This is a genomic window from Methylomonas koyamae, assembly GCF_001644025.1.
Classification (GTDB): Bacteria; Pseudomonadota; Gammaproteobacteria; order Methylococcales; family Methylomonadaceae; genus Methylomonas; species Methylomonas koyamae_A.
Map to the genome: position 1 here is coordinate 63,360 of NZ_LUUK01000183.1, position 26,725 is coordinate 90,084.

General features: G+C 54.0%; 31 protein-coding genes. 26 read left to right on the forward strand and 5 right to left on the reverse strand.

Annotation, left to right across the window (positions count from 1 at the left end; translation table 11 throughout):
* Position 1: 1 nt before the first annotated feature.
* The 3 genes from sufB to sufD all read left to right on the forward strand — a co-directional run bounded on the left by sufB (position 2) and on the right by sufD (position 4,397).
* A complete protein-coding gene (sufB, locus tag A1355_RS16510) occupies positions 2-1,450 on the forward strand; it encodes a Fe-S cluster assembly protein SufB (protein ID WP_064030152.1) in 1,449 nt (482 codons plus the stop codon).
* A gap of 899 nt (positions 1,451-2,349) precedes the next feature.
* Positions 2,350-3,099 (forward strand): Fe-S cluster assembly ATPase SufC, encoded by a 750-nt coding sequence (gene sufC / locus A1355_RS16515; protein ID WP_064030154.1) that lies wholly within the window; start codon positions 2,350-2,352, stop codon positions 3,097-3,099.
* Positions 3,099-4,397: a Fe-S cluster assembly protein SufD gene (gene sufD / locus A1355_RS16520; protein ID WP_064030156.1), complete on the forward strand. Its 1,299-nt coding sequence runs from the start codon at positions 3,099-3,101 to the stop codon at positions 4,395-4,397. Before sufC ends, sufD begins: the two co-directional genes overlap by 1 nt.
* On the opposite strand, the gene A1355_RS16525 is transcribed toward sufD, so the two are convergent.
* Positions 4,368-4,952 (reverse strand): Uma2 family endonuclease, encoded by a 585-nt coding sequence (locus A1355_RS16525; RefSeq protein WP_064030158.1) that lies wholly within the window; start codon positions 4,950-4,952, stop codon positions 4,368-4,370. The genes sufD and A1355_RS16525 overlap by 30 nt on opposite strands.
* 81 nt (positions 4,953-5,033) lie before the next feature.
* On the opposite strand from A1355_RS16525, the gene A1355_RS16530 reads away from it, so the two are divergent.
* The 4 genes from A1355_RS16530 to A1355_RS16545 are packed head-to-tail and all read left to right on the forward strand — an operon-like array spanning position 5,034 to position 7,870.
* Positions 5,034-6,257 carry a cysteine desulfurase gene (locus A1355_RS16530; RefSeq protein ID WP_064030160.1) on the forward strand — a complete coding sequence of 408 codons (1,224 nt, stop codon included), beginning with the start codon at positions 5,034-5,036 and terminating at the stop codon, positions 6,255-6,257.
* On the forward strand, positions 6,257-6,712 hold the full coding sequence (gene sufU, locus A1355_RS16535) for a Fe-S cluster assembly sulfur transfer protein SufU (RefSeq protein ID WP_064030162.1): 456 nt from the start codon (positions 6,257-6,259) through the stop codon (positions 6,710-6,712). Before A1355_RS16530 ends, sufU begins: the two co-directional genes overlap by 1 nt.
* 56 nt (positions 6,713-6,768) lie before the next feature.
* Entirely contained in the window at positions 6,769-7,512 is a 744-nt protein-coding gene (locus tag A1355_RS16540) for a class I SAM-dependent methyltransferase (protein ID WP_064030164.1), read from the forward strand.
* Positions 7,513-7,555: 43 nt separating this feature from the next.
* Positions 7,556-7,870, forward strand: coding sequence for a non-heme iron oxygenase ferredoxin subunit (locus A1355_RS16545; RefSeq protein WP_064030166.1), 315 nt, complete (start codon positions 7,556-7,558; stop codon positions 7,868-7,870).
* Here the strand turns inward: A1355_RS16545 and A1355_RS16550 are convergent.
* Entirely contained in the window at positions 7,854-8,489 is a 636-nt protein-coding gene (locus A1355_RS16550; RefSeq protein WP_064030168.1) for a hypothetical protein, read from the reverse strand. The genes A1355_RS16545 and A1355_RS16550 overlap by 17 nt on opposite strands.
* Before the next feature lie 158 nt (positions 8,490-8,647).
* Between A1355_RS16550 and lgt the strand changes: the two genes are divergently transcribed.
* From lgt to A1355_RS16605, 11 genes are all read left to right on the forward strand, one after another.
* Positions 8,648-9,436, forward strand: coding sequence for a prolipoprotein diacylglyceryl transferase (gene lgt / locus A1355_RS16555; protein ID WP_064030170.1), 789 nt, complete (start codon positions 8,648-8,650; stop codon positions 9,434-9,436).
* Between the two features lie 64 nt (positions 9,437-9,500).
* Complete coding sequence (gene prfB / locus A1355_RS16560) at positions 9,501-10,598, forward strand: peptide chain release factor 2 (protein ID WP_064030172.1); 1,098 nt, start codon at positions 9,501-9,503, stop codon at positions 10,596-10,598.
* Positions 10,599-10,624: 26 nt separating this feature from the next.
* Positions 10,625-10,855 (forward strand): DUF433 domain-containing protein, encoded by a 231-nt coding sequence (locus A1355_RS16565; RefSeq protein WP_064030174.1) that lies wholly within the window; start codon positions 10,625-10,627, stop codon positions 10,853-10,855.
* A gap of 16 nt (positions 10,856-10,871) precedes the next feature.
* Positions 10,872-11,222, forward strand: a complete 351-nt coding sequence (locus tag A1355_RS16570; RefSeq protein ID WP_064030176.1) for a DUF5615 family PIN-like protein — start codon at positions 10,872-10,874, stop codon at positions 11,220-11,222.
* Positions 11,223-11,259: 37 nt separating this feature from the next.
* The gene (gene lysS / locus A1355_RS16575; RefSeq protein ID WP_064030179.1) at positions 11,260-12,756 is read left to right on the forward strand and encodes a lysine--tRNA ligase; all 1,497 of its coding nucleotides are present in this window, start codon (positions 11,260-11,262) and stop codon (positions 12,754-12,756) included.
* Positions 12,757-12,795: 39 nt separating this feature from the next.
* Complete coding sequence (locus tag A1355_RS16580; protein WP_064030182.1) at positions 12,796-13,278, forward strand: flavin reductase family protein; 483 nt, start codon at positions 12,796-12,798, stop codon at positions 13,276-13,278.
* A 184-nt stretch (positions 13,279-13,462) separates the two neighbouring features.
* A complete protein-coding gene (locus A1355_RS16585; protein WP_064030184.1) occupies positions 13,463-13,684 on the forward strand; it encodes a Nif11-like leader peptide family natural product precursor in 222 nt (73 codons plus the stop codon).
* A gap of 152 nt (positions 13,685-13,836) precedes the next feature.
* Entirely contained in the window at positions 13,837-14,655 is an 819-nt protein-coding gene (gene folP / locus A1355_RS16590; protein WP_064030186.1) for a dihydropteroate synthase, read from the forward strand.
* Positions 14,631-15,584, forward strand: coding sequence for a 1-aminocyclopropane-1-carboxylate deaminase/D-cysteine desulfhydrase (locus tag A1355_RS16595; RefSeq protein WP_157197919.1), 954 nt, complete (start codon positions 14,631-14,633; stop codon positions 15,582-15,584). The genes folP and A1355_RS16595 overlap by 25 nt, the downstream gene beginning before the upstream one ends.
* Positions 15,585-15,654: 70 nt before the next feature.
* Positions 15,655-16,701 (forward strand): hypothetical protein, encoded by a 1,047-nt coding sequence (locus A1355_RS16600; protein WP_064030188.1) that lies wholly within the window; start codon positions 15,655-15,657, stop codon positions 16,699-16,701.
* A 39-nt stretch (positions 16,702-16,740) separates the two neighbouring features.
* Entirely contained in the window at positions 16,741-16,902 is a 162-nt protein-coding gene (locus A1355_RS16605) for a hypothetical protein (protein ID WP_231883703.1), read from the forward strand.
* Between the two features lie 195 nt (positions 16,903-17,097).
* Here the strand turns inward: A1355_RS16605 and A1355_RS16610 are convergent, their stop codons facing one another.
* A complete protein-coding gene (locus A1355_RS16610; protein WP_064030190.1) occupies positions 17,098-17,538 on the reverse strand; it encodes a hypothetical protein in 441 nt (146 codons plus the stop codon).
* Positions 17,531-18,862, reverse strand: coding sequence for an AAA family ATPase (locus A1355_RS16615; RefSeq protein WP_064030192.1), 1,332 nt, complete (start codon positions 18,860-18,862; stop codon positions 17,531-17,533). Before A1355_RS16615 ends, A1355_RS16610 begins: the two co-directional genes overlap by 8 nt.
* A gap of 631 nt (positions 18,863-19,493) precedes the next feature.
* Here A1355_RS16615 and A1355_RS16625 point away from each other — a divergent pair.
* Complete coding sequence (locus A1355_RS16625) at positions 19,494-20,105, forward strand: TetR/AcrR family transcriptional regulator (RefSeq protein WP_064030196.1); 612 nt, start codon at positions 19,494-19,496, stop codon at positions 20,103-20,105.
* 1 nt (position 20,106) lies between these two features.
* Positions 20,107-21,240 (forward strand): methyltransferase, encoded by a 1,134-nt coding sequence (locus tag A1355_RS16630; protein WP_064030198.1) that lies wholly within the window; start codon positions 20,107-20,109, stop codon positions 21,238-21,240.
* Positions 21,241-21,383: 143 nt separating this feature from the next.
* On the opposite strand, the gene A1355_RS16635 is transcribed toward A1355_RS16630, so the two are convergent.
* Positions 21,384-22,850, reverse strand: a complete 1,467-nt coding sequence (locus A1355_RS16635; RefSeq protein WP_064030200.1) for a PLP-dependent aminotransferase family protein — start codon at positions 22,848-22,850, stop codon at positions 21,384-21,386.
* Between the two features lie 117 nt (positions 22,851-22,967).
* Here A1355_RS16635 and A1355_RS16640 point away from each other — a divergent pair, with 117 nt between their 5' ends.
* The 6 genes from A1355_RS16640 (at position 22,968) to A1355_RS16665 (ending at position 26,674) form a co-directional block, all read left to right on the forward strand.
* Positions 22,968-23,402, forward strand: a complete 435-nt coding sequence (locus tag A1355_RS16640) for a carboxymuconolactone decarboxylase family protein (RefSeq protein ID WP_064030202.1) — start codon at positions 22,968-22,970, stop codon at positions 23,400-23,402.
* Between the two features lie 10 nt (positions 23,403-23,412).
* Entirely contained in the window at positions 23,413-23,658 is a 246-nt protein-coding gene (locus A1355_RS16645) for a hypothetical protein (RefSeq protein WP_197471836.1), read from the forward strand.
* Between the two features lie 126 nt (positions 23,659-23,784).
* Positions 23,785-24,858 (forward strand): bifunctional DNA-binding transcriptional regulator/O6-methylguanine-DNA methyltransferase Ada, encoded by a 1,074-nt coding sequence (gene ada, locus A1355_RS16650; protein ID WP_064030205.1) that lies wholly within the window; start codon positions 23,785-23,787, stop codon positions 24,856-24,858.
* A gap of 83 nt (positions 24,859-24,941) precedes the next feature.
* Positions 24,942-25,241, forward strand: coding sequence for a hypothetical protein (locus A1355_RS25780; RefSeq protein ID WP_197471837.1), 300 nt, complete (start codon positions 24,942-24,944; stop codon positions 25,239-25,241).
* Positions 25,242-25,308: 67 nt separating this feature from the next.
* Positions 25,309-25,875, forward strand: a complete 567-nt coding sequence (locus A1355_RS16660) for a hypothetical protein (protein WP_064030209.1) — start codon at positions 25,309-25,311, stop codon at positions 25,873-25,875.
* A gap of 115 nt (positions 25,876-25,990) precedes the next feature.
* Positions 25,991-26,674: an HAD family hydrolase gene (locus tag A1355_RS16665; protein ID WP_082885596.1), complete on the forward strand. Its 684-nt coding sequence runs from the start codon at positions 25,991-25,993 to the stop codon at positions 26,672-26,674.
* The last annotated feature ends 51 nt before the right edge of the window (positions 26,675-26,725 follow it).

Here is a 26,725-nt window from a genome sequence, read left to right on the forward strand (position 1 = left end):
CATGTCCGCAACCGCCCAAGAAATCGAACAACTGATCAGTCAGGAATACAAGCAAGGCTTCGTCACTGAATTGGAGGTCGACACCTTTCCGCCCGGTCTCGACGAAGACGTGATCCGCAGGCTGTCCAAGGTGAAGAACGAACCGGAATTCATGCTGGAATACCGTTTGAAAGCCTTTCGCCACTGGCAAACCATGCCGGCGCCGGATTGGGCTCAGCTCAAGATCGATCCTATCGATTATCAAGCCATCAGCTATTACTCGGCGCCAAAATCCAAAAAGGCCGGACCGAAGTCTCTGGACGAAGTTGACCCGGAATTGTTGGATACCTATAAAAAGCTCGGCATACCGCTAGACGAACAAGAACGTCTGGCCGGCATCGCAGTCGATGCCGTGTTTGACAGCGTATCGGTTGCAACCACGTTTAAAGGCAAGTTGAAAGACGCCGGCGTGATTTTCTGCCCGATTTCCGAAGCGTTGCAAGAACATCCGGACTTGGTTAAGCAATACCTCGGTACCGTGGTGCCGGTTGGCGACAACTTTTTCGCCGCGTTGAATTCAGCGGTATTCACCGACGGGTCTTTCGTTTACATTCCCAAAGGCGTGCGTTGTCCGATGGAGTTATCGACCTATTTCCGGATCAATGCCGCCAACACCGGCCAATTCGAAAGAACCTTGATCATCGCCGACGAAGGCTCGCATGTGTCGTATTTGGAAGGCTGCACCGCACCGATGCGCGACGAAAATCAGCTGCACGCGGCGGTTGTCGAATTGGTCGCGCTGGACAATGCACAAATCAAATATTCCACCGTGCAAAACTGGTATCCGGGCGACAAAGACGGCAAGGGCGGCATCTATAATTTCGTGACTAAGCGTGCCGAATGTCGTGGCCGCAATTCCAAAGTGTCCTGGACCCAAGTCGAAACCGGCTCGGCGATCACCTGGAAATACCCGAGCTGCGTGTTGTTGGGCGACGATTCGGTCGGCGAGTTTTATTCGGTGGCCTTGACTAACAACCTGCAGCAAGCCGACACCGGCACCAAGATGATCCATATCGGCAAAAACACTAGAAGTACCATTGTGTCGAAAGGGATTTCCGCCGGTCGGGCGCAGAACACCTATCGCGGCTTGGTGAAAGTCGCCAAATCCGCCGAAAACGCCCGCAATCATACTCAGTGCGACTCGTTGCTGGTCGGCGACCGCTGCGGCGCCCATACCTTTCCTTACGTGGAGGTAAAGCAGCCGACCGCGCAGGTCGAGCATGAAGCTACGACATCCAAAATCAGCGAAGATCAGTTGTTCTTCTGTCAGCAGCGCGGTTTGTCCGCCGAAGATGCGGTATCGATGATTGTGAATGGGTTTTGTAAGGAAGTGTTCAAGGAATTGCCGATGGAGTTTGCGGTTGAGGCGCAGGCTTTGTTGGGGATTAGCCTTGAAGGAGCTGTTGGTTAAAAGGTTTTTTGTTCCCTCTCCCTCAGGGAGAGGGCTAGGGTGAGGGGCTTTTGATTTTAAGGTGTCGCTATCGCGACGGGGTGTTTTGAAGTCGGGGCTCGGCCCGACAGCCGAGATACTTTCTTTTGTTTGGCCAAAAGTAAGTATCCAAAGAAAAGGCCACCCGGAATTCCGCCTTAATCCTGCGATGCTCGGGGCGGAATAACGGGAGTAAACCCGTCGCTGATTGAAAGTGGTTAGATTATTTGGGACTGTTTCCCACGCGTTGCGTGGGAATCCAGATGCACCGTGTTACGGTGTGGCTGTGCCGCAGCTCGGTCAAGCCCGGCGTTCCCACGCAGCGCGTGGGAACGAGGTAAGAAAGTGGTTAGATAGCTTTTGATGTTGGATGTGGATGAAGTTGTAGGATGCTGCCGACGTTAGGAGGCGCATCGTTCGCGATCGATGCGCTTCACTGCGTTCAGCACATCCTACGTGATACGAGCTTTGGAGGCTGATGGCTTTGGTCCCGTATGCCGCGCAGAACACCGGAGCTTTTGAGCGGAACAGCCAGTAGGGGCGATGCAGGGATGCATCGCGTTTTACGTAAGGGCTGGGAAGTCCCTTCGGAAAACCCCGCTCAAACCTGAGGAGCGCAGGGAACAAGCGGCATCCGGGTGTCGTTTCTTTTGGACACTTTTCTTTGGATAAGCAAAGAAAAGTATCTCGGTTGTCGGTCCGACAAATCGGCAGGATAGCCGATTTGCATGCGGAGCACCCGCAGGGCGAAACACATGGATGTGTTTCGTGAAACCGACGTTAAAACACCGTCGCGATAGCGACACAAAAACAAAGATTTAATGCTGGGTTTCACTCCGTTCTACCCAGCCTACACTTTAAAAACTTAGGTGACTAAACGTATGCTCAGCATCAAAAATCTCCACGTAACCATCAACGACAAACCTATTTTAAAAGGCTTGACCCTGGATATAAACCCAGGTGAAGTCCATGCCGTCATGGGCCCCAACGGCGCCGGCAAGAGTACCTTGTCGCACGTGCTGTCCGGCAAGCCGGGTTATGAAGTTATCGCCGGCAGCGTGACCTATAACGGCAAGGATTTACTGGACATGGCCCCGGAAATTCGTGCCCGCGAAGGGGTGTTTCTGGCCTTCCAATATCCGGTTGAGATTCCCGGTGTCAGCAATATTTATCTGCTCAAGGCCGCGCTGAACGCGATGCGCAGGCATCGCGGCTTGCCGGAGGTCGATGCGATGGACTTTCTGACTTTGGTGAAAGGTAAGGTCAAATTGCTGCAGATGGACGAGAAGTTCTTGTATCGCGCGGTCAACGAAGGCTTTTCAGGCGGCGAGAAGAAACGTAACGAAATTCTGCAGGCGGCGATCCTGGAGCCGAATTTGTGCATCCTCGACGAAACCGATTCCGGTTTGGATATCGACGCATTGCGTATTGTCTCCGAAGGCGTCAATTCCTTGCGCAACGCCGAGCGCTCCTTCCTGATGATTACGCACTACCAACGCTTGCTCGATTACGTTAAACCTGACGTGGTGCATGTATTGGCAGACGGCAAGATCGTTAAATCCGGAGGACCGGAGCTGGCGCTGGAATTGGAAGAAAAAGGCTATAGCTGGCTGGAAGGGCAGGCGGCATGATGAGCAAAACAACCCACGATCCGTATTTGACGGCCTATCCGGCCTTGGCCGATAGTTTGCCCGGTCGGGAGCTACCGTGGTTGCAAACGCTTCGCGGCGAAGCTTTGCAAGCGTTCGGCGAACGCGGTTTTCCCGGTCACCGCGAGGAAGAATGGCGCTATACCGACCTGTCGGCGTTGAGCAAAACCGTGTTCGCGCCGACAACCGGCCAAGTGATCGACGTCGCATGGTTGAATCAATATCGGCTGGATGACGCTATCAGCGTGGTCTTGGTTAACGGCCGCTTCGCGGCGGACCTGTCGCGCATCGACGCCGATGCCGGCGCGGTGACCGTGTCCAGTCTCAAGGATTTGTTGACCGAAACCCCAGCGGTGTTGGAAGGGAGATTGGGTCAGGCGGTGACGACGGCCGAGCACAGCTTGGTGGCGTTCAATAACGCCTGGTTCGGCGATGGTGTCGTGATTGAAGTCGCGGCTAAGCAGGCGCTCGACAAACCGCTGCAGATTCTGCACGTGGTGACCGAAGCCAATGCGCTGGCGGCGACGCGCAACCTGTTCATCGTTCACGACCAGGCGGACGCCGTTTTTATCGAAACCTATGTCGGCAGCGTAGACAGTTATTTCACTGCCTCAGTCAACGAGTGTCTGCTGGGCCGCAACGCCGGTTTGACGCTGTACAAGGTGCAACTGGAAGCCGAAAAAGCCCGGCATTTTGGCGGCACCTACGTCAAGCAAGCGCCGGACAGCCGCTTTGTTCACCACAACTTTGCGCTCGGTAGCCTGTTGGCGCGGAGCGACATTCACAGCGATTTGGACAAAGCCTCGGACTGCACTTTGAACGGCTTGTTCGTCGCCAGCGGCCGCCAGCATCTGGACAACCATACCCGCATCAACCACTTGCAGCCGCACGGTATCAGCCGCGAATATTACAAAGGCGTGCTGGATAACCGGGCGCGCGGCGTGTTTCAGGGCCGGGTGATTGTCGCCGAGGGCGCGCAACACACCGATTCGGAGATGAATAATCGCAATCTGCTGTTATCCGCGGATGCAGAGGTGGATACCAAACCGCAATTGGAGATTTACAACGACGACGTCAAGTGTTCGCACGGCGTGACGGTCGGCCAGTTGGAAGAAAAGTCGGTGTTCTATTTGCAATCGCGCGGTGTCGATGAAGCGACCGCGCGGAATATTTTGACCTTTGCGTTTGCCAACGAGATGGTCGATAAGGTCGAAAATGCCGAGTTGAAAGGTTTGTTGCTGAAAGAATTGTTACAGCGGTTTCCGGCGATCAGTTTGTAAAATAGCCGCGACCGATACCCGAAGCGCCGGTAACGCCACCAAGTCGATGCTATCGGCGGTTGTCAGCACGGATTGATTCAGATAGTCGCCGTCTTGCGGTTGCCGATACACTTCCAGGCACTGGTCGATCAGATTGACGATCCAGTATTCGCTAATACCGTGGGTGGCATACAGGCGCAGTTTTTGGGTGCGGTCGAAGCGCAAAGTGCTGTCGGAGACTTCGATCAGCAAGAGCACGTCGGCGGCGTTGGGATGGCGGGTGGTGTAGTCGTCGGTATCGGGTTTAACCAGAACCAGATCGGGTTCCGGTTCGGACAAGTCTCCGAGTTGGACTGGGCCTTGTACGCGAACTGTAACACCCTGGTTCCATAAGTGGGCAAAAATGCGATTTAAACGATCAACATGTCCTGCATGGTTAAATCCTATCGGTGACATGGTGAGAATTTCTCCTTCAATCAGTTCCAGTCGGCTTTCGGGCGGAAAAATGCCGGCTTCGCCCATGCGATGCCATTCGGCGATGTCGGTGAGGTGTTTTTGCGGAAAAACGGCGACCATAGTTTTATCCCATTTAGCGAATCGATCGGCTCGATTCTAGTGTGTAGTAATAACGAAATCAATTAAACCAAACAGTTAGCGATGAGCATATTTCCAGTAGAACAAGTCCGCGCCGATTTTCCTATCCTCGGCGAGAAAATTCGCAACAAGCCCTTGGTTTATCTGGACAACGCCGCCAGTTGCCAAAAACCGCAAGCGGTGATCGATGCCATCGTTCATACTTATAGTCGCGAATACGCCAACATCCATCGCGGCGTGCACACCTTAAGTGTCAAAGCCACGGACAAGTTTGAAGGTGCTAGGGAGAAAGTCAGGGCCTTCATCAACGCCAACAGCGACAAGGAGATTATCTTCGTGCGCGGCGCGACCGAGGCGATCAATCTGGTGGCGCAAAGTTACGGCAAGTCGCAATTGAAAGCCGGCGACGAGATCGTCATCAGCGCGATGGAACATCACGCCAATATCGTGCCTTGGCAGATGCTGTGCGAGCAGATCGGCGCGGTGTTGAAAGTCGCGCCGATGGACCAAGCCGGCGAATTGCTGTTCGACGAATTCGAAAAGTTGCTGAACGCCAAGACCAAGCTGGTGGCGATTACTCAAATGTCCAATGCGCTGGGCACGATCAATCCGGTCGAAAACATCATCGCCGCCGCCCACGCCAGAAACATTCCGGTATTGCTCGACGGCGCGCAGGCGATTCCGCACATGGCGGTCGATGTGCAAGCGTTGGACTGCGATTTTTACGTATTCTCCGGCCATAAGCTTTATGGCCCGTCCGGCGCCGGCGTGCTGTACGGCAAGCAAGCCTTGCTGGAAGCGATGCCGCCGTATCAAGGCGGCGGCGACATGATACGCACCGTCACCTTCGAAAAAACCACCTATGCCGGCCTGCCGCATAAGTTCGAGGCCGGCACGCCGGCCATCGCCGAAGTCATTGGTTTGGGGGCGGCCATTGATTACGTCGCGGCGGTCGGCGTTGCCAATATCGCGGCTTACGAAGCCGAGCTGCTGGCTTATGCCACCGAACAGGCGCAACAAATCAAGGGTTTAAACATCATCGGTCAGGCGGCCCACAAGGGCGGCATCTTATCGTTTACGCTGGATCGGATTCATCCTCACGACATCGGCACCATGCTGGACAGTTTGGGCATTGCGATACGCGCGGGTCATCATTGCGCGATGCCGGTGATGGACTTTTACGGCGTGCCGGCCACGGCGCGCGCCTCGTTCGCCATGTACAATACCCGCCAAGAAATCGACGTATTGATGCAAGGCATCAAATCCTTAATAGAGGTGTTTGGCTAATGTTTGAAGACTTACGCGACCTATACCAAGAGGTCATATTCGACCACAACCGTAATCCGCGCAACTTCCGCATCATGGAAGAGGCCAATCGGCGGGTGGATGGTTTTAACCCTTTGTGCGGCGACAAGTTGACGCTGTTTTTGAAAATCGGTGACGATCGTGTGATTCAGGACGCCAGCTTTCAAGGCTCCGGTTGCGCGATTTCCACCGCGTCGGTGTCTTTGATGACCGAAATCATCAAGGGTTTGACCGAAGACGAGGCTGAAGCCTTGTTCAAGCAATTCCACGAAATGACCACCGGCAAGACCGAAGACATCAATCTGGAAGCGATCGGCAAGCTGGCGGTATTGGCCGGCGTCCGGGAATATCCGGCGCGGGTCAAATGCGCGACGCTGGCCTGGCATACGCTGGATGCGGCGTTGAAGAACGAGCGGGAAGCGGTTTCGACCGAATAAACCGTGTTGAGGTTCGGTCCGGGTTGCGGGAATCGCCTTGGCTTGGCGTTGCTGTCATGACTCAGCTGGCCGTGATAGCGGGCGACCAGCGCTCGGCGGTGTTGGCCGAGTGGTTGAACGCCGATTTGTTGGATTTCGACGCTGCTAACTTGGACGCCGCCGAATTTTTTCTAGCTTACCGCGACGGTTGTCTGAGACTACTCGACCGGCAAACCCTGAAAAAAGGCGGGCTGACCGTCGAGATCGATCCGCGCCCCGGCGAGCAGCATTCCTATCCAGCACCGAAAAAAGACCTGCTGGCCCAGGCCATCGGCAAGAAAACCCACACCGTGGTTGATGCTACCTGCGGTTGGGCGCAAGACAGTCTGGCCTTGTTTCGGATGGGTTATCAAGTGACTTGCATCGAGCGTTCGCCGGTGATGGCGGCCTTGATTCAGGACGGCTTCGAGCGGCTGGCGCAAAAAGATTGGGTGCGACGGCGCGAACTCTCGCCCCCGACGTTATTGATAGGCAACGCGATCGCATTGCTGGCCGATCTTTCGGAAGCGCCGGACTGTATCTATCTCGATCCGATGTTCCCCGCCAAGAAAAAGCAGAGCGCGGCCACGCGTAAATCCATGGCGATCCTGCGCGATATCTTGGGCGACGACCTGGATAGACAAGCCTTGTTCGATGCGGCATGGGCGGCAACCGGCAAGCGGGTCGTCGTCAAGAGTCCGGACCATGCAGAGCCGTTGGGCGGCAAACCGAGCCAAAGTTTTCAGGGTAAGTTGCTGCGTTACGATGTCTATTTGAAATGATGCGGTTTTGCGTAACCAATCTTCACCAACAGCGAGATTCGAGATGACGGAATGGATAGACGTGGTGGCGGAATCGGCGATGGCCGACCGCGAGCATGTGGTGGTCGATATCGACGGCGACGACGTGGCGGTCTTTAAAATCGACGGTCGGTTTTACGCGATTGCCGATGTGTGTACCCACGACGGCGCCGAAATCGCCAGCGGCGAGCTGGACGGCGATGAGATCGTTTGTCCTCGCCATGGCGCCCGGTTTTGCGTCAAGACCGGCCAAGTCAAATGCGCGCCGGCTTACGAAGATGTCGAGACCTTCCCGGTCAGGATTGTCGGCGGCGTGGTGCAAGTCAGCCGCCGGGACTGACCGGCGGCGGGGCCGGCTCGGTTTTTTCAGCGGTGTTGCTCTTCGAATCCGGATGGTCGAACACGTTGTTAAAGTTAAAGCCTTCATCGATCGAGCTCATGTCGGCGATGATTTTCCGGCTTAACGGTTCCAGGGCCATGCTGGAGTAGGTGGCCGTCCGCATTAGATTCTCGGTCTGGGTTTGCTTGGTTTTATATTGGCTGTAAAACGCAAACATCAGCGCGGCGATACCGGTCACGGTGGTTTGCATGATTGGGGATTGCAGCCAGGGCCAGTGTTGTTCCCGGCTCTTGAAAATCACGCCCAGTGCCGGCCACAGAAAAACCGCGATCGCAGCGGTCACGGATAAGCCGAAAAATAGCGAATTCCAAGCCTTGTAGCTTCTGGCCTTGATATACAAGTCGTAGATCAGGATTAACTTTTTCTCTTCGTCGCTACCGGCTTTCAGTTGAACGGTATCGGCCCGGCAGGCGGAAATTTTGGCGTAGTTCATTAGCAGTCCGGCACTGCTCTGATTCGGCGACAGAATGCCGATCAATTCCCGGTTGTCGCAGTTTTCCGACGCGCAGCCGGCCAGCAGCAACATCAGCAAGAGGCAGGGCAGGATGAACTTAGGCATGGCGCGTTCCTTGAACGAATGATGGCTGATTGTGGCATATTCGAGTGATTTTGCCCTTTTCGTCTTGGCGTTGTCGGTCTGAATTTCAAAACCGGTTTGCCCGCCCGCGGTTAACCTTGTAACCTGTTCGCCCGTTTCAAACTCCCTTTAGATTTGCCATGCACCACTTGATTTGGAATATCGACCCGATTCTGTTCGATATCGGCTTTGTGAAAATTCGCTGGTACGGCCTGATGTTTGCGATGGGCTTCGTCGGCAGCTTCTTGACGATGCAGTGGATGTACCAACGCGAGGGTAAGAATGTCGAAGAACTGGACACGCTGCTGTGGTACATGGTGATCGCGACGATACTCGGGGCCAGGTTGGGTCACACGTTGCTGTACGACCCGGCCTACTATTTGTCGCACCCATTGAAAATTCTGGCGATCTGGGAAGGCGGTTTGGCTAGCCACGGCGCGACGCTGGGCATCATATTGGCCTTGTACTTGTACCGGCGCCGTTACGGCGACGGATTCTTTTGGTTGCTGGATCGGGTCAGTATTCCGACCGCATTGGCCGGCGCGCTAATCCGCATCGGCAATTTTTTTAACTCGGAAATTCTCGGCACGCCCAGCGAACAGCCGTGGGCAGTGGTGTTCAGCCGGATCGATCCGCTGCCGAGGCATCCGGTGCAACTCTACGAAGCGGCCTGCTATTTGGCGATTTACGCGATCTGTTTGACGATTTATCGCAAGCATGCCGACAAGCCAGGCTTCTCGTTCGGTTGCTTTTTGACGCTGTTGTTCAGCGTGCGCTTTGGATTGGAATATTTCAAAACCGAGCAGGCGATGTACGAGACTGCGTGGGCTATCACCACCGGTCAACTGTTGAGCATTCCGTTTGTGCTGGCCGGGGTGGCGTGTATCGTCTGGAGTCTGAAAAACCGCAAAGCCATCGCGGCGGCGTAATCGTTTACAATAACCGGTTTTTTAACGCGGAGACCCCAGGCTTCGGTCAGGGTTTTAATAGTTGATGCTAGAAATTAATCCTATCAAATACAAGATTGCCGATTTGCGCGAACGCACCGCCGGGCTGAAAACCTATCTGGATTTCGATACCAAAAGCGAGCGGCTGGTCGAAGTATTGCGGGAACTGGAAGACCCGGCCATTTGGAACAAGCCCGAGCAAGCGCAGGCGATGGGCAAGGAACGGGCGATGCTGGAAGGCATCGTCAATACCATCAAGGACCTGGAGCAAGGACTGAACGACGCCGAGGAATTATTGGCGATGGCGGTCGAGGAAAACGACGAAGATACTGTCGAAATCGTCGCCGCCGATCTGGAAACTTACGAAAAGCAGGTCGCCGGTCTGGAATTCCAGCGTATGTTCGCCGGGGAAATGGACCCGAACAATGCGTTTTTGGACATTCAGGCCGGTTCCGGCGGCACCGAGGCGCAGGATTGGGCCTCGATGATAGAACGCATGTATTTGCGCTGGGGCGAGGCCAAGGGCTTCAAGACCGAACTGATCGAAGAATCGCCGGGCGACGTGGCCGGCATCAAGAGCGCGACAATCAAGTTCGAAGGCCCTTACGCCTTCGGCTGGTTGCGCACCGAAACCGGCGTGCATCGCCTGGTCCGCAAATCGCCGTTCGACTCCGGCAACCGCCGCCATACCTCGTTTGCGTCGGTGTTCGTATCGCCGGAAATCGACGACGACATCGAAATCGACATCAACCCGGCCGATTTGCGCATCGACGTGTACCGCGCTAGCGGCGCCGGTGGTCAGCACGTCAACCGGACCGAATCGGCGGTTAGGATTACGCATAACCCCAGCGGCATCGTCACCCAATGCCAAAGTGATCGTTCGCAGCACAAGAACAAAGACACCGCGATGAAGCAGCTGAAAGCCAAGCTGTACGAGATGGAAATGCTGAAACGCAACGAAGGTTTACAGGCGATTGAAGACTCCAAATCCGACATCGGCTGGGGCAGCCAGATTCGGTCTTACGTACTGGACCAATCGCGGATCAAGGACCTGCGCACCAATGTCGAAACCGGCAATACCCAGGCGGTTCTGGACGGCGCGCTGGATCAGTTTATCGAAGCCAGCTTGAAAAGCGGGCTGTAAATTCGATTGTAACGGTTGGAGGTCACATGAAAGGTTTGCAACGGATAACGTTCGATCCTGCGGTGATGGGAGGCAAGCCCTGTTTACGCGGTCTAAGAGTGACAGCCGGAATGCTGGTGGGTTTGGTCGCCTGCGGCTATTCGACCGAACAGATATTGGAGTTGTACCCGTATCTGGAAGCAGAGGATATTACTGAAGCCTTACGTTTTGCTGCCTGGCGAGCGGAGGAACTCGAGTTACCCTTGAACGCCGCGTGAAAATATTATATTGGACATGAATTTGTCGCCGGCGTGGACAAGCGTGCTAAACGAGGCTGGATTCGAAGCCTTTCACTGGTCCACGGTTGGTCCCGCAGATGCTCCGGATGCCGAACTATTTAACTGGGCCAGGGAAAACGAAGCCGTGGTATTTGCCCACGATTTGGATTTTGGCGCGTTGTTGGCGTTGACCGGTGCGGTCGCGCCAAGCGTATTTCAAATTCGCACCCAAGATATTTCACCCAAAGTACTCGGACCGAGAGCTGTGGAATTGTTGAACCGATTCAACGCCGAGCTTGATAACGGTGCTTTGATCGTTGCGGACGAATTACGCGAAAGAGTCAGATTGTTGCCTTTAAGTCGCTAAATTCGACCGTATTTATTTTTAATTAGTATTTTTGAAAATGTCAGAACTCGAACACGACGAACAGGAACAGATTAGACAGCGCCGCGAGAAATTATCGGCGCTGCGAGAAGAAGGTATTGCCTTTCCAACCGATTTTCGCCGCAATGTGGTGGCCGGCCAATTGTTGGCCGAATACGCCGACAAATCCGAAGAGGAATTGTTGGCCGAGCCGATTCGGGTCAAGATCGCCGGACGGATGATGACCCGCCGCATCATGGGCAAGGCCAGTTTCTGCCATTTGCAGGACATGTCCGGGCAAATCCAGGCCTACGTCGCGCGCGACAATCTGCCGGAAGGCGTTTACAACGATCAGTTCAAGAAGTGGGACATTGGCGACATCCTGGGTGCCGAAGGGGTCTTGTTCAAAACCAAGACCGGCGAACTCAGCGTCAAGGTCGATGACATTCGCCTGCTCACCAAGGCGTTGCGGCCGTTGCCGGAAAAATTTCACGGCATCGCCGATCAGGAGATCAAATACCGCCAGCGATATCTGGATTTGATCATGAGCGACGAGACCCGCAAGACCTTCCTGATGCGTTCGAAGATCGTCAATTACATCCGCGAATTTTTGATCGCCCGCGACTTCCTGGAAGTGGAAACGCCGATGATGCAAGTGATTCCCGGCGGTGCGACGGCGCGGCCGTTCACCACCTTCCACAATGCGCTGGACATGGAGTTGTATTTGCGCATCGCGCCGGAACTATATCTAAAGCGGCTGGTGGTCGGCGGTTTCGAGCGGGTGTTCGAGATCAACCGCAATTTCCGCAACGAAGGCCTTTCGACCCGGCACAATCCCGAGTTCACGATGATGGAGTTCTACCAAGCCTACGCCGAATACGGCGACCTGATGGATTTGACCGAAGCCTTGCTGAAAGGCATCGCCGAAGACGTGGTCGGCAACAGCATCATCGAATACCAGGGCGATCGATACGATTTCGGCCAGCCGTTCGCGCGGATGACGGTGCTGGAATCCATCCTGCATTTCAACCCCGAATTGACCTTGGCTGACCTGAGCACCCGCGAAGCGGCCGTGAAAGTCGCGGAAAATCTGAAGATTCCGGTCAAGGACAGTTACGGCCTGGGCAAGGTGCAAATCGAGATTTTCGAAAAAACCGTCGAGCATCGTTTGATGAATCCGACCTTCATTACCGCCTACCCGGTCGAAGTATCGCCGCTGGCGCGCCGTAACGACAGCGATCCGCACGTTACCGACCGTTTCGAGTTTTTCGTCGGCGGCCGCGAAATCGCCAACGGCTTCACCGAGTTGAACGACGCCGAAGACCAAGCCGAACGCTTTCAGAAGCAGGTCGAGGAAAAAGAAGCCGGCGACAACGAAGCCATGCATTTCGACGCCGATTACATTACCGCGCTGGAACACGGCATGCCGCCGACCGCCGGCGAGGGCATCGGCATAGACCGGCTGGTGATGCTGTTCACCAATTCGCCGAGTATCCGCGACGTGCTGTTGTTTCCGCACATGCGTCCGAAACACTGATGCGGGGCTAGTGCCGCGCCAATTGACTTAGAGAGACTTATGACTTTAGATGCCAGCCAGTTTAAAAATGCGCTGAAATTGTGGGCCAGCGGCGTCACGGTGGTGACCACCGCGGACCGTGACGGCCAACTCAAGGGCATGACCGCGACCGCGTTCAGCAGCGTTTCGATGGAGCCGCCGCAAATCCTGGTGTGTTTGAATCAACGCACCGATACCGGTAACGGCTTGCTGGAAAGCCGGTTTTTCGGCGTTAATATCCTGACCCGCGAGCAGGAAGCGGTCTCAAACCAGTTTGCCGGCAATACCACCCAAGCCGAACGCTTCGCGGCGGTGCCCTGGGTCGCCGGACAAACCGGGGTACCGTTGCTCAGCGAGTCTCTGGCGTCGCTGGAATGTCGCGTCGTTCAACAAATACAAGCCGGCAGCCACTGGATCGTGGTCGGCGAGGTCGAGCGCGCGATTTGTCGGCAGGGCGATCCGCTGTTGTATTACAGCGGCGGTTATCGCGGTTTGGACAAATGACGTTGCAATTGTCGTGTTTACGACAAAACCTTTTGTAGATTGTCGTTAAATTTCACTTTGTCGGATAAGCCCCCGAGATGAACGGACAAAAACCTTAAGCAATTCAAGTCTATTAAGTTGGCTTTTTTTTTGCTTATAGGTGCTTGGATTAGTATCCAAAGTCAGATTCATTACGGAGTTATTCATGACGACCATTAAAGTGATAAAAGAGTTTTCCGAAAAAGCCCGCGCCGATTCGGAACTGGGCGAGAAATTAAAAGCCGCGTTAAAGATTAAGGAATTGATCGCATTGGGTAAGGAATACGGCTTTGAAATCGACGAAGTCTTGTTGTACCCGCCCAACGAACCGCAATTTACCGAAGATCAGTTGTCCGAGCGTTTGGTAAAAGCCTTGTTGCGGGCTTAATCCGTGCGGCGGACCGCTCCACCGTCGGTGGAGCGGTCCGCCTTCCTAGCTCGACCCCCCGTCGTATTTTCCCAGCTACTTCCCGCCCGTTTTTCGAAAATCCGCTCCCCGGCGCTAAACTATGCGTTTGCCCGACTGGAGTGCCTGCCGCAATGTTTCACGCTAACGCCAAACCCCGCTTGATGGGGATACTCAATGTCACGCCCGATAGTTTTTCCGACGGCGGCCGATTTACCGGCTTGGCGGCGGCGATCCGCCAAGCGGAAACCATGTTGGAAGAGGGCGCCGACATCATCGACATCGGCGGCGAATCCACCCGTCCCGGTTCCGAACCGGTCAGTGCCGACGAACAAATCCGCCGGGTCGTGCCGGCGATTAGCGCGATCGTGAAGCTAGGCCGGCCGGTAACCATCAGCATCGATACGATGCTCGCGCCGGTCGCTGCCGCCGCGCTGGATGCCGGCGCCGAGTGGATCAACGACGTATCCGGCGGACTCGGCGACCCGCGTATGCTTGATCTGGCCGCAGAGCGCGGCGCGTCGATCATCTTGATGCACATGCAAGGCACGCCCAAGACGATGCAGGACGCGCCGCATTATCAGGACGTGGTTGGCGAAGTCGAGACCTTCCTGAAGCAGCGCGTCGACGCGGCGCTGGTGGCCGGCGTTCCGCGCGAGAACATCGCCATCGACCCCGGCATCGGCTTCGGCAAGCGCAAACAGGACAATCTGGAGCTGCTGGCCCACCTCGACCGTTTCGTCGCGCTCGGCTGGCCGGTGCTGCTCGGTACCAGCCGCAAGCGCTTCATGGGCAGCATTTGCAATGTCGAACAGCCCGCCGAACTGGTCACGGCGACCGCAGTGACGACCGCGCTGGGCGTGATGGCCGGCGTGCAACTGTTCAGAGTCCACGACGTCAAGGCCAACCGGCAAGCATTGGACGTGGCTTGGGCGATCAAGCAAGCGCGTTGAACGAACTGCACCCGCGTTTGCGGGCCTTAGCCGACCAATTCGCGCCGACGCCTTTACAGCGGATCGCCGATCCGGCCTGGAGCGCGCGCGGCGTGACGTTGTCGATCAAGCGCGACGATTTGCTTCATCCGGTGATTTCCGGCAACAAATGGCGCAAGCTCAAATACCTTCTCAACGATGCATTGCGGCACGGCGCCGATACCGTCGTCAGCATGGGCGGCGCCTATTCCAACCACTTGCACGCCTTGGCCTATGCCGGCCGCGAGCTGGGACTGAAGACCGCCGCCTTCGTGCGCGGGGAGCGGCCGGCGCAGTTGAATCCGACCTTGCTTGACTTGCTGGAATGGGGTATGGAACTGCGCTTTGTGTCGCGCGAAGATTACCGAGGCTTGCGCGCGTATCGGGAATGGAACAGCCTGCCGGATAAGCGGTCTGGGCAATACTGGTTGCCGGAAGGCGGTGCTGGCGAATTGGCCTGGCGCGGCGTGGCCGAAGCAGTCGCGGAAATCGATACGCCTTACGACCTACTGGCACTGGCTTGCGGCACCGGCACCACGTTGGCCGGCGCGGTCGGGGCGGTCGGGGCGGTGGCGCCCGGCGCGGAGATCGTCGGCGTACCGGCCTTAAAAGGCGGCGAGTTTTTGTACCGCGACATCCGCGAACTGTTGTCCGTTCAAGGCCGGCCCGATGGCGGTGGTTGGCGCTTGTGGCTAGATTACCATTTCGGCGGCTTCGCTCGAACCACGCCGGAACTGCTGGCGTTTATTGCGGCGTTCGAAGCCCGGCATGGTATGGAGCTGGAGCCGGTCTATACCGGAAAATTGCTGTACGCAGTCTACGACAGATTGCGAGCGGGCGATTTTCAGGCCGGCCAGCACGTCGTGGTCTGGCATAGCGGCGGCTTGCAGGGCAAGCGCGGGACACGCTAAACCCGGATTGGAGTCTGTCCGCAAAATAGCGATAATACCGCCGCCGATAACAATAACGACAGGTGGCAACATGGTAGCGCAGACTCTTCCGGTTTCCGGGCAATCCGCCGGCATGGCGGTGTCTTTCCGTTTTTTATTGAGCCTGTACGGCATCGTGCCGATCTGCCTGATCGCGCTCGGCCTGGATAGCTGGCTATTCGACCACGCCTTGCGCGATGCGCTGCCCAGCAGCCCTAGCCACTTTTTGTTGTTTCAAGTCTTGTTCGGCACCCCGCACATCGTCGCCAGCAATCTGCTGTTAGTCAGCCACGCCGATTATCTGAAAACTTTCCAACGCAAGCTGTTGGGAATGAGCGCCTTCATCGTGCTGTTCTTCGGCGTAGGCAGTTTGTTCATACCCTACCGGGTGCTGTATCTGATCAGCGCTTGCTGGACCGTCTACCACGTGTTGAAACAACAGCACGGCATCGCCAAGGCCGTGTGCCGCTTGCCGGTTTGGGCGTTTTATCTGCAATTGTGGCTCAGCGTGACGGCCGGCATCTTCACCTACATCGGTATTTTCATGAAGAACAGCCTGGCGCCGGAGCAGGCCGCGTTGATTCTGCAAATCGCCACGGCGTTGACGGCCGCGTTGCTGGCGGCGACTTGGATCTGCCAGCGTCACGTCGCCAGCCGCTTGGGCTGGTATTTTCTGTGGGCCAATACCTTGTTGGTGGTCGCCAGTTGGTTTGTGTACTGCCAGCAGTATTACTTTTTGGCGATTCTGATGCCGCGCTTGGTGCATGACATCACCGCCTACAGTTTTTACGCGACCCACGACGTCAACCGCCACGCCGGCCACCCGCAGAATGCGCTGTTTCGCTTGACCGAAGCTTGCCGGCTGCCGGCCGTCGCGGTGCTGCCGCTGTTGTCGTTCGCATTGACTTACTGGCTACAGGTCCACGGCGACGCCGCCGTCAACCTGATCTTGCAAACGCTGTTTTCCACTCAGGTCTATAAAGCCGCCACGCTGGGCATCGTCGGCTATCTGGCCTTGATGCACTACTACACCGAAGCCTTCATCTGGTCGGCCGGCTCGCCGCTACGGCGCTATATCCGCTTTGGCCGCGCGTCGTGAATTAGCACGGTGCTCGATACTTGGCTATAAGACATGTCGGTGTCCAAACTGGATAAAACGGCCATGGCCAAAAAAATGCACACCAGCAGGGCTTCGCTTCATCGGTTGTTGGACGAAGAAGATACCCGTTTGACCTTGACCACCTTGGTAAGCGCCGCCGCGTTCGGTAAAAACGTAAAAATAGAGTTAGAATCTGTGTGAGCTAGCGTGAGTTGGGCCGTAGCGGTAGGCTCTAAAGCGGCCAGAATTCGTCAGACGGAACAACAATGCCTATGGCAAATGTCCTGCCAAAAGCAGGCGTAGGGTGTGGTGAGTTTACGAACCGCACAAATCGCGAACGATGCGCTTCACGCTGTTCAGCGCATCCTACGGCCCTACCAATTTCCCGACATGCATTTATGTATGCTTCTTTTCAGAAATCCAAAATCTATGATTTTTATCCAAAAATACAATGTAAAAAGTGCTTTCAACAATATAACCTGCAACAACTCCTTTTTGTCCGCCGACAGCTTTTATCACGGCCCACGCTACTTTCTGATTTACATGCTTGGGGCAAAAAAAATCTGAGTTTGGGGGGAAATCGCCATAGACTTTTAGCTGTTGTTGGTTTTCAGCTTCAGCTCTGGTTAATTTAGAAAGCTCTGTTAATCTTTTCAAAAAAGATATAAGTAACGACTCGTTTTTCCAAAGGATTAGAGTCTGCGGCTCATCTTCCGGTTGTGTTTCATCTAAATCCTTAAAGCTAAAAGTTAATAACTCTCTACTTGCAACAACCTTGAGTTCTTCCCTTGTATTTATGGGCCTAGTAAAGTTGCCTTTTCTATCTCTCTTACCCATTTAACACCATTTCTAATTCCATCATTGATTTAAACAAAGGAATTGCCCCATATTTACCGCTTAGGTAATCTTTGCTGTAGTTATTATCCTTTCTAGTATAATGCTCCTTAAATTCAACCAATGAATAAATCTCACTTTCATGTTTTTGATTTTTTTCTATAAACCATACTTGATCTCTTCTAAAAATCTCTTTAGAAAGCAAGTTTGTATCATGACATGTAATAATAAGTTGACTGTTAGATTTATTATTTTTATGATATAAATCAATGATAAAGTTTGACAATAAGCTGTGAAACTTACTATCAAATTCATCAATTAGAAGAATTTCGCTATTTTGTATTACATCATAAAGCGGTCCCAACAAACAAATAAGCTTTTTCGTACCAGTGGACTCCAACTCAAAAGGAATAATGAACTCTTTGGAAGAATTATCAACCTTTTTGATTATTTCGAGTTTTTTTACTTTTAATTTGGTCTTTTGTAAAAATTGCTTTAAACTGCTTACAGCATTATTTAGATCATTGTCTTCGCTGTCTTCAGGGAGCGGAAATCTTTTTTCATCCTGATCTTCTTCAATAATTCGAATATCATCAATTTGTAGTGATGAAAGGATTTCTAAAGCCCACGCTTTGAATTTTCGATCTTTTTCAAAGAGGTCGAATGTAAACCGCTTATAACCTGTTTCACCTAAACCTGAAGCGACATTTAACTTTTTAAACCAGTCGATAACTTTTCTTGATTTTTGACCATTAAATTGAGCCAGCACAGCGACAAAAGGCACATCTTCTCTTGTTTTCTCAACAGAGTATATTTCACCTTTTTTACGAATAAAGTCTTTGGCTTCTGAAAAAGATCTTCTGTTAATTTGAATAGTCTGCTTTTCTCGATGAAATAAGACGGTCTCCCTGCTATTCTTTATATAATAAAGCCATTCTTCGTCAATTAATCCGTTTGTTATAGCTATTCCATAACGATACAAGCAGTCATCCTGTATAAAGCTAATTTCAAATTCAGTGGGAATATCAAATGGCTTATCCTTTAGGAAGAATGGAATTATATTTTTTAAATTATCCGATTCCGTTGAAGATAGTGATTTAAGAATAATGCTTCTTAAAACACTCATGGCATCAATGAAGTTTGATTTGCCAGATGCGTTTGCACCAAAAATTGCAGCAGATTTTAGAATATTATTGATTCCAAATTTATTTATTTGGAAAGAGTTATTTTCGCTAAAATTCTCTTTAGTAGAAGTTGACGAGAACAAACTGAAACTTTGACAGGTATTAAATGAGGTAAAGTTTTGAACTTTGAATTGTACTAGCATCTTCAGTTTGCCATCTGTTGCGCGTTATAAGTGATAGAAATCTTATCACTTATGATAGAAAATTGAAAAAAATTTACAAAAATCAGTGTTAAGTGACTAGCTCTTGCACCCTAACAGAGAATGGCTCGACATCATCAGCCCAAGCTCAACGGTATTGATCGCAAGCCATCCACATGAGGGACCCGCCGGGGAAGCGAAGCGGCAGCCCCTGAGGCGGGAGGCCCCTGTGGTTGGGTGGCGGGCCGTTAGGAACGCGATAAGCCAAGGGTACGCACCGGTACCTTTTTTGCGTTTGGCTCATTGAAAATCCCGAAAATGGTATGCGATGCATACCCTACGCAACTATTTTGCCTGGCTATCTACCGTTCGGCACTCTATCCCAAACCCGCAGCAGTATTGATCTTCGCCGGAGCCTTGGTTTACGCGCTAGGGCCTGCGATTTCGGTGCTCGTGTCTATCGCCGGGATTTTCACTTTTGCCGTGGGCTGTATGCTGCTTGGGGTGCGCTTGTTACGCTGACTGCGAACGGCTTTCCGTTCAATCAAACCCCGCATCTTGATTGGCGAAAGCGTTAGGGCAGCTGCGGCGCCGGTGCTAACCTGCCGCCATCTTGGCTTGCAGGAGATTTACGATGAACGATATTCGCGATCCGGTTTACGCGCGGCTGCTCAAGGCGGCGCTGGAATGTTTCCTCGCCGACGAATACCACAAGGTTACTACTCGTGCGATTGCCGACAAGGCAGGCGTGAACGTCTCGATGATCCGTTATTACTTCGGCAACAAGGAAGGTCTCTATGAAGAGATGATACGTGAGACGCTCAAGCCCATCCTGGACATGCTCGACAGCGATACGCTGTCCGAAGTCGGTGGCTTCGCCGAATACCTGCGCTTGTATTACGACACCATGCGCCGGCATCCCGAGTTTCCCAAGCTTATTCTCAAGGTACTCGCCCTCAACCACGGGCCGGGCCGGCGTTTTATCCTGCAATTGCTGGAACGAGGCCGCAGCGGTGGCGCGCGGCGGCTGGAACAACTGAAGGCAAGCGGTCAGGTCGATCGGGCGCTTAATCCCGACGTGGCGCGGATGGCTTTCGTCAGCCTTGCCATGATGCCGATGTTGCTCAAGGATATTTTCGAGGAACAGATGGGTGGGCAGATGGACGAGGCTTTTCTCAATGAACTCACCGCTTTCAACGGCAAACTGCTGGCGGCGGGGATGGCCGCCGCACAACCTGGGGCGTGACATGACATTACAAAAGAACGTCGGCGCGGTGCGCCGTTTCGCCAAACTCGCTCGATTTGGCACTTGGCTGCAAAACCTGCCCAACAAACTCGTGCCGGCGCCGTTCCGCTTGATCCAAATCGGTTCGGCCTTTTGGCAATCGCGGGCGCTGTATGCCGCGGCGCGGCTGGACATCGCCGGCGCTCTGGCCGATGGCGCGTTAAGCGCCGAAACCCTGGCCGAACGCGTGGCCGCCGACGCCGATGCGCTCTACCGCTTGCTGCGCATGCTGGCGGCGATGGGCGTGTTCGAGGAAGTCTCGCCGCGTCGCTTCCGCAACAACCAGCTGTCGTCCTGCCTGTGCCGGGATCATCCCCACAGCGTTCGGGCGATGGTGCTGATGCACAACTCGCCGGAAATGAGCCGGCCGTGGTTCGAGCAATTGGAGCAGGGCGTGCGTCGCGGCGGCGTGCCGTTCGAATCGGCGCACGGGCAGGCGTTTTACGATTATCTGGATGCTAACCCCGAATTCGATAAGCTGTTCGCGCAGGCGATGGATAGCGTGGACGCGTTGACCGGCGACAGCTTCGCCACCGATTTCGATTGGTCGCGTTTCGAACGCATCATCGACGTCGGCGGTTCCAAGGGGGCAAAGTCGCTCGCCATCCTCAAGCGCCATCCGCATCTTAAGGCGTTGGTGGCCGACCGCGAACAGGTCATCCAAGGCGCTGCGCAGTTCTGGAAAGGCCAGGGCGAGGGCGCCGCACTGCAACGCATGAGCTTCGAAGCTTGCGACCTGCTGCAATCCGTGCCCAAGGCGCAAAGTGGCAAGGACATCTACCTGCTGAGCGCGGTGTTGCACGGCTTCGACGATGCCACCTGCATCGCCGCGTTATCCAAGGTGGCGAGCGCCGCCGCAGACTGTGACGCGACGATCGCCGTGATGGAAATGCTGATGCCGGACAGCCGCGCCGACATCGCCACGGCCGCGTTCGACATGCAGATGTTCGTCAACACCCGCGGTCGGGAACGGACGTTGGCCGAATGGCGGCGCCTGTTCGATCAGAGCGGATTGGTGCTGCAGGAGGTGGTGGGCTTAAGAACCTTTGGAAACATCCTCGTGTTGCGTACCGTTCAACGACGTTCGTCGCCATGACGCGGCAATTAACCGCCGATAGCTTGCGCGATAGGCCTTGGCAAGTTTGTAATTGACGCTGCTGTTAGTGATTTTAAGCAAGCATTGGTTTAGCCAATTTTGCTTCGGCGAATAGTTCAGTCTTCAGTCAATTTCAAAGCATGTCATAGAATTTCGCTTATCCGGCAAACTCCACTGACAATCTGCTCCGGCCTGAACGCCGAGTAACCCAAAACCAAACCGCTGGGCGGCTTACGTTCGATGCCGTAAAACGATAGCGGCCGTGTTTCAATGCCGCCTTGTTTTAAACGCTCGGTTACCTCGACGTCTTCGAACCCTTCCGGCAGGTATGCGCAGGCATCGAGTCCGGTGGAAATCGGGCAAACGTCGAGCAGGCCTTTCAACCGGTTATCGCAGGCGGTAATAAACGTTTCGGCGCGTTCCTGGTAGATCATCTTCATCCGTCGCAAATGTCTGGCGTAGTGGCCTTCGGCAATAAATTCGCTCAGCACCGCTTGAGCTTCCAGCCCGACATGGCGGCAGGTCAGGCTCATCGCCGACGCAAACGGTGTTTGCAGCCACTTCGGTACCACTGCATAAGCTAAACGGATACTCGGAAACAACAGTTTGCTGAACGTGCCCATATAGATTACCCGGTCAGTGGCATCTAGACTTTTGACCGGTGCCATCGGAGTACCGTGGAAGCGGAATTCGCCGTCGTAATCGTCTTCGAGTATCGTCGTTTGATGGCGTTCCGCCCACTTTAGCAGCGCGATTCGGCGTTCGAGGCTTAGTGCTGGGCCAATTGGAGATTGGTGGGCGGAAGTCACGTAGGCCAGTTTGGCGTGTGCGGCGTTTTGAATTGCCGCTTCGATATCCATCCCGTTCGAATCAATCGGTACGGCATGCACCCGTGCGCCGACGGCGGCAAACAAGGTTTTCGCGCCGGGATAGCCGGGGTCCTCCATCCATACCGTATCGCCGGGATCGAGCAGCAAGCGTGCGCACAAATCCAGGGTTTGCTGGGCGCTGTGGGTGATGATCACTTGCTCCGGTGTGCAGCTAATGCGCTGCGTATATCGTAAATGTTCTGCAATCGAAGCGCGTAACGGATGATAGCCGGTCGGATCAGCGTAACCCATTCTGCGCGGACGCAAGGCATTCGCACGTTTGGAGGCGATACGGTTCCAGATGTTCAACGGAAAGTGCTCGAAATCCGGTTGATTGGGTTTGAAAGGAACGGGAGCGGATTCGGCGGCACCGTAAAAAAAAGGGCTGTCCGCCAGTACTTGACCCAGTTGCGATAGCCTGCCTTTTGCCGAAACCGCGGCGCGGTCTTGTGGGGCGGGTGCACTATCCAAACTATCCGGCAGTTTGGCTGAGACAAACGTACCTTTGCCGGTACGGGATGCAATATAGCCTTCCGCCAATAATTGTTCATAGCCCAAAACCACCATGCTGCGGGAAACCCCGTAGTGTTTGGCAAAATCGCGGGTAGTGGGCAGTCTGACGTTAGGTTTCAAACGGCCATTTAAAATAGCCAAGCGAATCTCGCTGTAAATCCAGTCTTTGATCGAGCATTGCGCCGGTTTCGCTGCAATGGAAAGTTCAATCTGTTCCGCTAATCTCACGATTCTATTTCGATGAATTGGTCTGGTTATTTTTTCATTTATTGGTATTTCTATTAAACCATTCGATTGGCGAGAATAGCACCAATTTCACGTGACCGACAGTATTAGGAGTGGCTCATGACCCAACGCTTCAGCTATCAAACCAGCGGCTATCAGGCCATGTACGGTTTGCATCAATACGTACAGGGCTGCGGGCTCGATCACGGCTTGCTCGAACTGATACGGCTGCGCATCTCGCAAATCAACGGCTGCGCGTATTGCATCAATATGCATGCGCCATTGGCGCAACAGAACGGCATATCCATCGTAAAGATCCATCTGGTGGCGGCCTGGAAGGAAGCCACTGTGTTTTCCGAGCGGGAACTTGCGGCTTTGGCTTGGGCAGAGGCCGTCACGGCGCTAAGGGATGCCGAAGTGCAAGAGTCCGTTTATCAGTTAGCTAAAGTGCATTTCAGTGAAAAGGAATTATCCGACCTGACACTTGCGGTAGCCGAAATGAACGCCTGGAACCGGTTAATGATTGCATCGAGAACGCCGCCGGAAATCGGATAAGCGGAACTCGATGATGCAATCTATAGACGAGATTATTGAAAACGATGACATCGTGGCGGTTTACACACTGATGAGCATACTTCGTCCCCATTTGCCGGATGCGGTGGCATTTGTGGCCCAAGTGCAGCGGCAAGCTCAAGCCGGCTATCATCTGGCAGGATTTCGTCGCAACCAGCAATGGCGAGGTCTGATTGGGTTTCGTCTGGGCGAAAACCTGCTGTACGGCACCTATCTTCAAAAGTTTATAACGCTTTAGACGGTTAAGTAATGCTCCAGATGTTTTGATAACAAGCTAATTTGAATTTGAAAGCAAGACTCGGAGTGTTCAAGCACGGTGATTTGGGTAAATTAACGGCGTGAATGAACGAAATCCGGAGCCGACATGCCGAAGCCGATTGAAACCGACGCTTTGCCAACAGAAAACGATCCTCGTTGGCGAGCCGTGCTGGCCCGCGATCCGGCAGCCGACGGTCGCTTTTTCTACTCGGTCAAAACTACCGGTATTTATTGTCGACCGTCTTGTCCCGCACGTACCGCCAAACCTGAAAATGTGCAGTTCTATCTTAGCCGAGAAGAAGCTGAAGCCGCTGGATTCCGCCCCTGTCGGCGTTGTAAACCGGATCAACCTGCCTTGCGCGAACAGCACGCCGATAAAGTGACCGAAATCTGCCGTTTGCTGGAAACAGCCGAAACCGAGCTTAGCCTTACCGAGTTGGCGGCTATCGTCGGACTAAGTACCTTTCATTTTCATCGAATTTTTAAGGCCATCACTGGCTTGACACCTAAAGCCTATGCGGCAGCTCAGCGCGGTAACCGGGTTCGGAGTCAACTGGCGAATAGTCAGTCGGTAACCGCCGCCATCCATGATGCCGGTTACAATTCCAGCAGCCGTTTTTACGAGCAATCGCCGCAACTATTGGGTATGACGCCATCCGACTACCGTGCCGGCGGTGCCAATAGCCGGATTCGCTTTGCCTTGGGCGAATGCTCATTGGGTTCTATTCTGGTGGCGGCCAGCGAAATCGGAATTTGTGCCATTGCCTTGGGCGATGATCCCGGCCGCCTGGCTCGAGAGTTACAAGACCGTTTCCCTCAGGCTGAACTGATCGGCGGCGACAACGAATTCGAACGATGGGTTGCCAAAGTGGTCGGTTTGGTTGAAGCTCCTGCCATCGGCTTGGATTTACCGCTGGACATGCGAGGTACTGCATTTCAACAGCGGGTTTGGCAAGCTTTGCGGCAAATCCCGGTGGGCGAGAAAGTCAGTTACACCGATATTGCTCAACGCATAGGCGCACCGAAGGCAGTACGCGCGGTGGCCGGCGCCTGTGCCGCCAATAATCTGGCCGTCGCAATTCCGTGTCACCGAGTCGTTCGTTCGGACGGCGGCTTATCCGGTTATCGTTGGGGGGTGGAGCGCAAAGCCGAGTTGTTGCGGCGGGAGAGTCAATCATGAATGCAGGCGTATTGTCTTGCACATTGCCGCTACCTACGAATTACCGATTACTGGATATTTTGTCTTTCCATGCCCGTGATGCCTTGGCGGTTGCCGAAACCGTCCAAGCTAACCAATTACGTAAGGGCATTGTGTGGCACGGTTTACCGGCCTGTTTGACGCTCCGTTTTTTACCCATGGCCGCCGAAATAGAACTGAGCATCGATCAAACGTCGGCTTCATTGGACGTTGACAAATTATCCGGACTGGCAGCTCGAATGCTTGGATTAAATCAGCCCGTTGAGTTGGTCATGCACCGAGCTTTGCTCGCCGTTCCGGAATTCGAGCGGACTTCAATTTTTATCAGCATAACGGTCTTATTCCGGTCGGCGGTCGGAAAATGAGCCAAAATTCAGTTACCAATAACGAGGCACGCATGTACTTTGCGTTAGCTGGCATGGAGGAAGGTTGATGAAATTCACTGGTTGGGCTGTGGCGATTCTGCTGCTGTTGCCGATTTCGGCGTTAGCGGTTTTCAAACCGGTTCGGGTGCTGATTCCGGAAGCATTCGGCGTCCGTTGCAACGAACAAAACCTGTGCATAGACGATGTTTCTCAGCTTACGGCCGCGGAGTCGCTACTTTCCAACTCGAAAACTTATCTTGCCGCGCAATGGGGCTTGTCTATCGGCGAGCCGAAGATCGTCTTTTGTCGCACCGAGCCATGCCGATCTGCATTCGGTCTATCGAACCAGGCCGGATTCACCTTGGGCAGTTTCGCCATCGCCATCGCGCCGCGCGGTTGGCAACAACACTACGTGGCGCATGAGCTCATCCATCATTGGCAGGCCGACCACTTCGGCAGCCTGGCGCTGCTAACCGGCGAGCCGTGGCTAATCGAAGGCATGGCCTATGCTCTGAGCAACGATCCGCGTATAGAACTGCATCAGCCGTTTGAGTCCTATCGTCAGCGTTTCAATGACTGGTACAAACGCAATGCCGACATACCGCTCAAGGAATCGCTGGGTGGGGTGCTCTGAAAATGGCGTCAAGTAGGGCAATGTCCCCTACCAAAAATTGGGTTGGTGCGATAAGCCGTAGGCCATCATTTTGCCCAACCGTACGGTGCCTCAATCTGTATCGCTACCCGTAATCATGATGAAATACAAAGGCATAATTTTTGATTTCAACGGCGTTTTGCTTTGGGATGCACCGCTGCACGTTCAGGCCTGGCAAGCGACGGCGCTACGCCTTAGAGGCTCACCTTTAAACGACGACGAATTTTCAATCCATGTGCATGGCCGTACCAATCGTCACATTTTGAGCTATCTCCGCGGCAGAAACTTTCAAGAAGCAGAGCTGCTTGAGCTGATACAAATCAAGGAGTCAATGTATCGGGATTTATGTTTAAAAAATCCCGAGACGTTTGTTTTGTCTCCCGGTGCCGAAGCGCTGCTTGACTTGGTTTCTAGCAAAGGTATACCGCGTACCATCGCGATAGCCTCCGAAAAAACCAATCTGGATTTTTTCATCCAACACCTCGGTCTGGATAAGTGGTTCGATCTGCCACGGATTGTCTTCGACGACGGGGCTCTTCCCGGTAAACCCGCGCCGGATATGTACGCCAAGGCGGCAACCAATATTGGTTTGCCGCCGTACGATTGCATCGTTGTCGAGGACGCTATTTCCGGTTTCCAATCCTCCCATACCGCCAACATCGGCCATATCGTCGGTCTTGGTCCGCTTGAAACGCATAACAAGCTTCTTGCCTGTCAGGGCGTCTCGACCGTGATCGAGAGTTTTGAGCAATTTCCGCGCGAGTTGTTAGCCAATGCATGACCTGATAACCGTGACCGGTTAGATCGGAATTCAGACCAAATGACCGGAGTC

Coding starts and splice junctions, on each gene's coding strand:
- folP (WP_064030186.1), top strand. CDS start 13,837: ATGTTTCACGCTAACGCCAAACCCCGCTTGATGGGGATACTCAATGTC.
- A1355_RS16585 (WP_064030184.1), top strand. CDS start 13,463: ATGACGACCATTAAAGTGATAAAAGAGTTTTCCGAAAAAGCCCGCGCC.
- A1355_RS16615 (WP_064030192.1), bottom strand. CDS start 18,862: ATGCTAGTACAATTCAAAGTTCAAAACTTTACCTCATTTAATACCTGT.
- A1355_RS16665 (WP_082885596.1), top strand. CDS start 25,991: ATGATGAAATACAAAGGCATAATTTTTGATTTCAACGGCGTTTTGCTT.
- sufC (WP_064030154.1), top strand. CDS start 2,350: ATGCTCAGCATCAAAAATCTCCACGTAACCATCAACGACAAACCTATT.
- A1355_RS16645 (WP_197471836.1), top strand. CDS start 23,413: ATGATGCAATCTATAGACGAGATTATTGAAAACGATGACATCGTGGCG.
- A1355_RS16580 (WP_064030182.1), top strand. CDS start 12,796: ATGACTTTAGATGCCAGCCAGTTTAAAAATGCGCTGAAATTGTGGGCC.
- A1355_RS16640 (WP_064030202.1), top strand. CDS start 22,968: ATGACCCAACGCTTCAGCTATCAAACCAGCGGCTATCAGGCCATGTAC.
- A1355_RS16565 (WP_064030174.1), top strand. CDS start 10,625: ATGAAAGGTTTGCAACGGATAACGTTCGATCCTGCGGTGATGGGAGGC.
- A1355_RS16600 (WP_064030188.1), top strand. CDS start 15,655: ATGGTAGCGCAGACTCTTCCGGTTTCCGGGCAATCCGCCGGCATGGCG.
- A1355_RS16545 (WP_064030166.1), top strand. CDS start 7,556: ATGACGGAATGGATAGACGTGGTGGCGGAATCGGCGATGGCCGACCGC.
- A1355_RS16660 (WP_064030209.1), top strand. CDS start 25,309: ATGAAATTCACTGGTTGGGCTGTGGCGATTCTGCTGCTGTTGCCGATT.
- A1355_RS16630 (WP_064030198.1), top strand. CDS start 20,107: ATGACATTACAAAAGAACGTCGGCGCGGTGCGCCGTTTCGCCAAACTC.
- A1355_RS16570 (WP_064030176.1), top strand. CDS start 10,872: ATGAATTTGTCGCCGGCGTGGACAAGCGTGCTAAACGAGGCTGGATTC.
- lgt (WP_064030170.1), top strand. CDS start 8,648: ATGCACCACTTGATTTGGAATATCGACCCGATTCTGTTCGATATCGGC.
- sufU (WP_064030162.1), top strand. CDS start 6,257: ATGTTTGAAGACTTACGCGACCTATACCAAGAGGTCATATTCGACCAC.
- A1355_RS16625 (WP_064030196.1), top strand. CDS start 19,494: ATGAACGATATTCGCGATCCGGTTTACGCGCGGCTGCTCAAGGCGGCG.
- A1355_RS16550 (WP_064030168.1), bottom strand. CDS start 8,489: ATGCCTAAGTTCATCCTGCCCTGCCTCTTGCTGATGTTGCTGCTGGCC.
- sufD (WP_064030156.1), top strand. CDS start 3,099: ATGAGCAAAACAACCCACGATCCGTATTTGACGGCCTATCCGGCCTTG.
- lysS (WP_064030179.1), top strand. CDS start 11,260: ATGTCAGAACTCGAACACGACGAACAGGAACAGATTAGACAGCGCCGC.
- A1355_RS16540 (WP_064030164.1), top strand. CDS start 6,769: ATGACTCAGCTGGCCGTGATAGCGGGCGACCAGCGCTCGGCGGTGTTG.
- sufB (WP_064030152.1), top strand. CDS start 2: ATGTCCGCAACCGCCCAAGAAATCGAACAACTGATCAGTCAGGAATAC.
- ada (WP_064030205.1), top strand. CDS start 23,785: ATGCCGAAGCCGATTGAAACCGACGCTTTGCCAACAGAAAACGATCCT.
- A1355_RS16525 (WP_064030158.1), bottom strand. CDS start 4,952: ATGGTCGCCGTTTTTCCGCAAAAACACCTCACCGACATCGCCGAATGG.
- A1355_RS16610 (WP_064030190.1), bottom strand. CDS start 17,538: ATGGGTAAGAGAGATAGAAAAGGCAACTTTACTAGGCCCATAAATACA.
- prfB (WP_064030172.1), top strand. CDS start 9,501: ATGCTAGAAATTAATCCTATCAAATACAAGATTGCCGATTTGCGCGAA.
- A1355_RS16530 (WP_064030160.1), top strand. CDS start 5,034: ATGAGCATATTTCCAGTAGAACAAGTCCGCGCCGATTTTCCTATCCTC.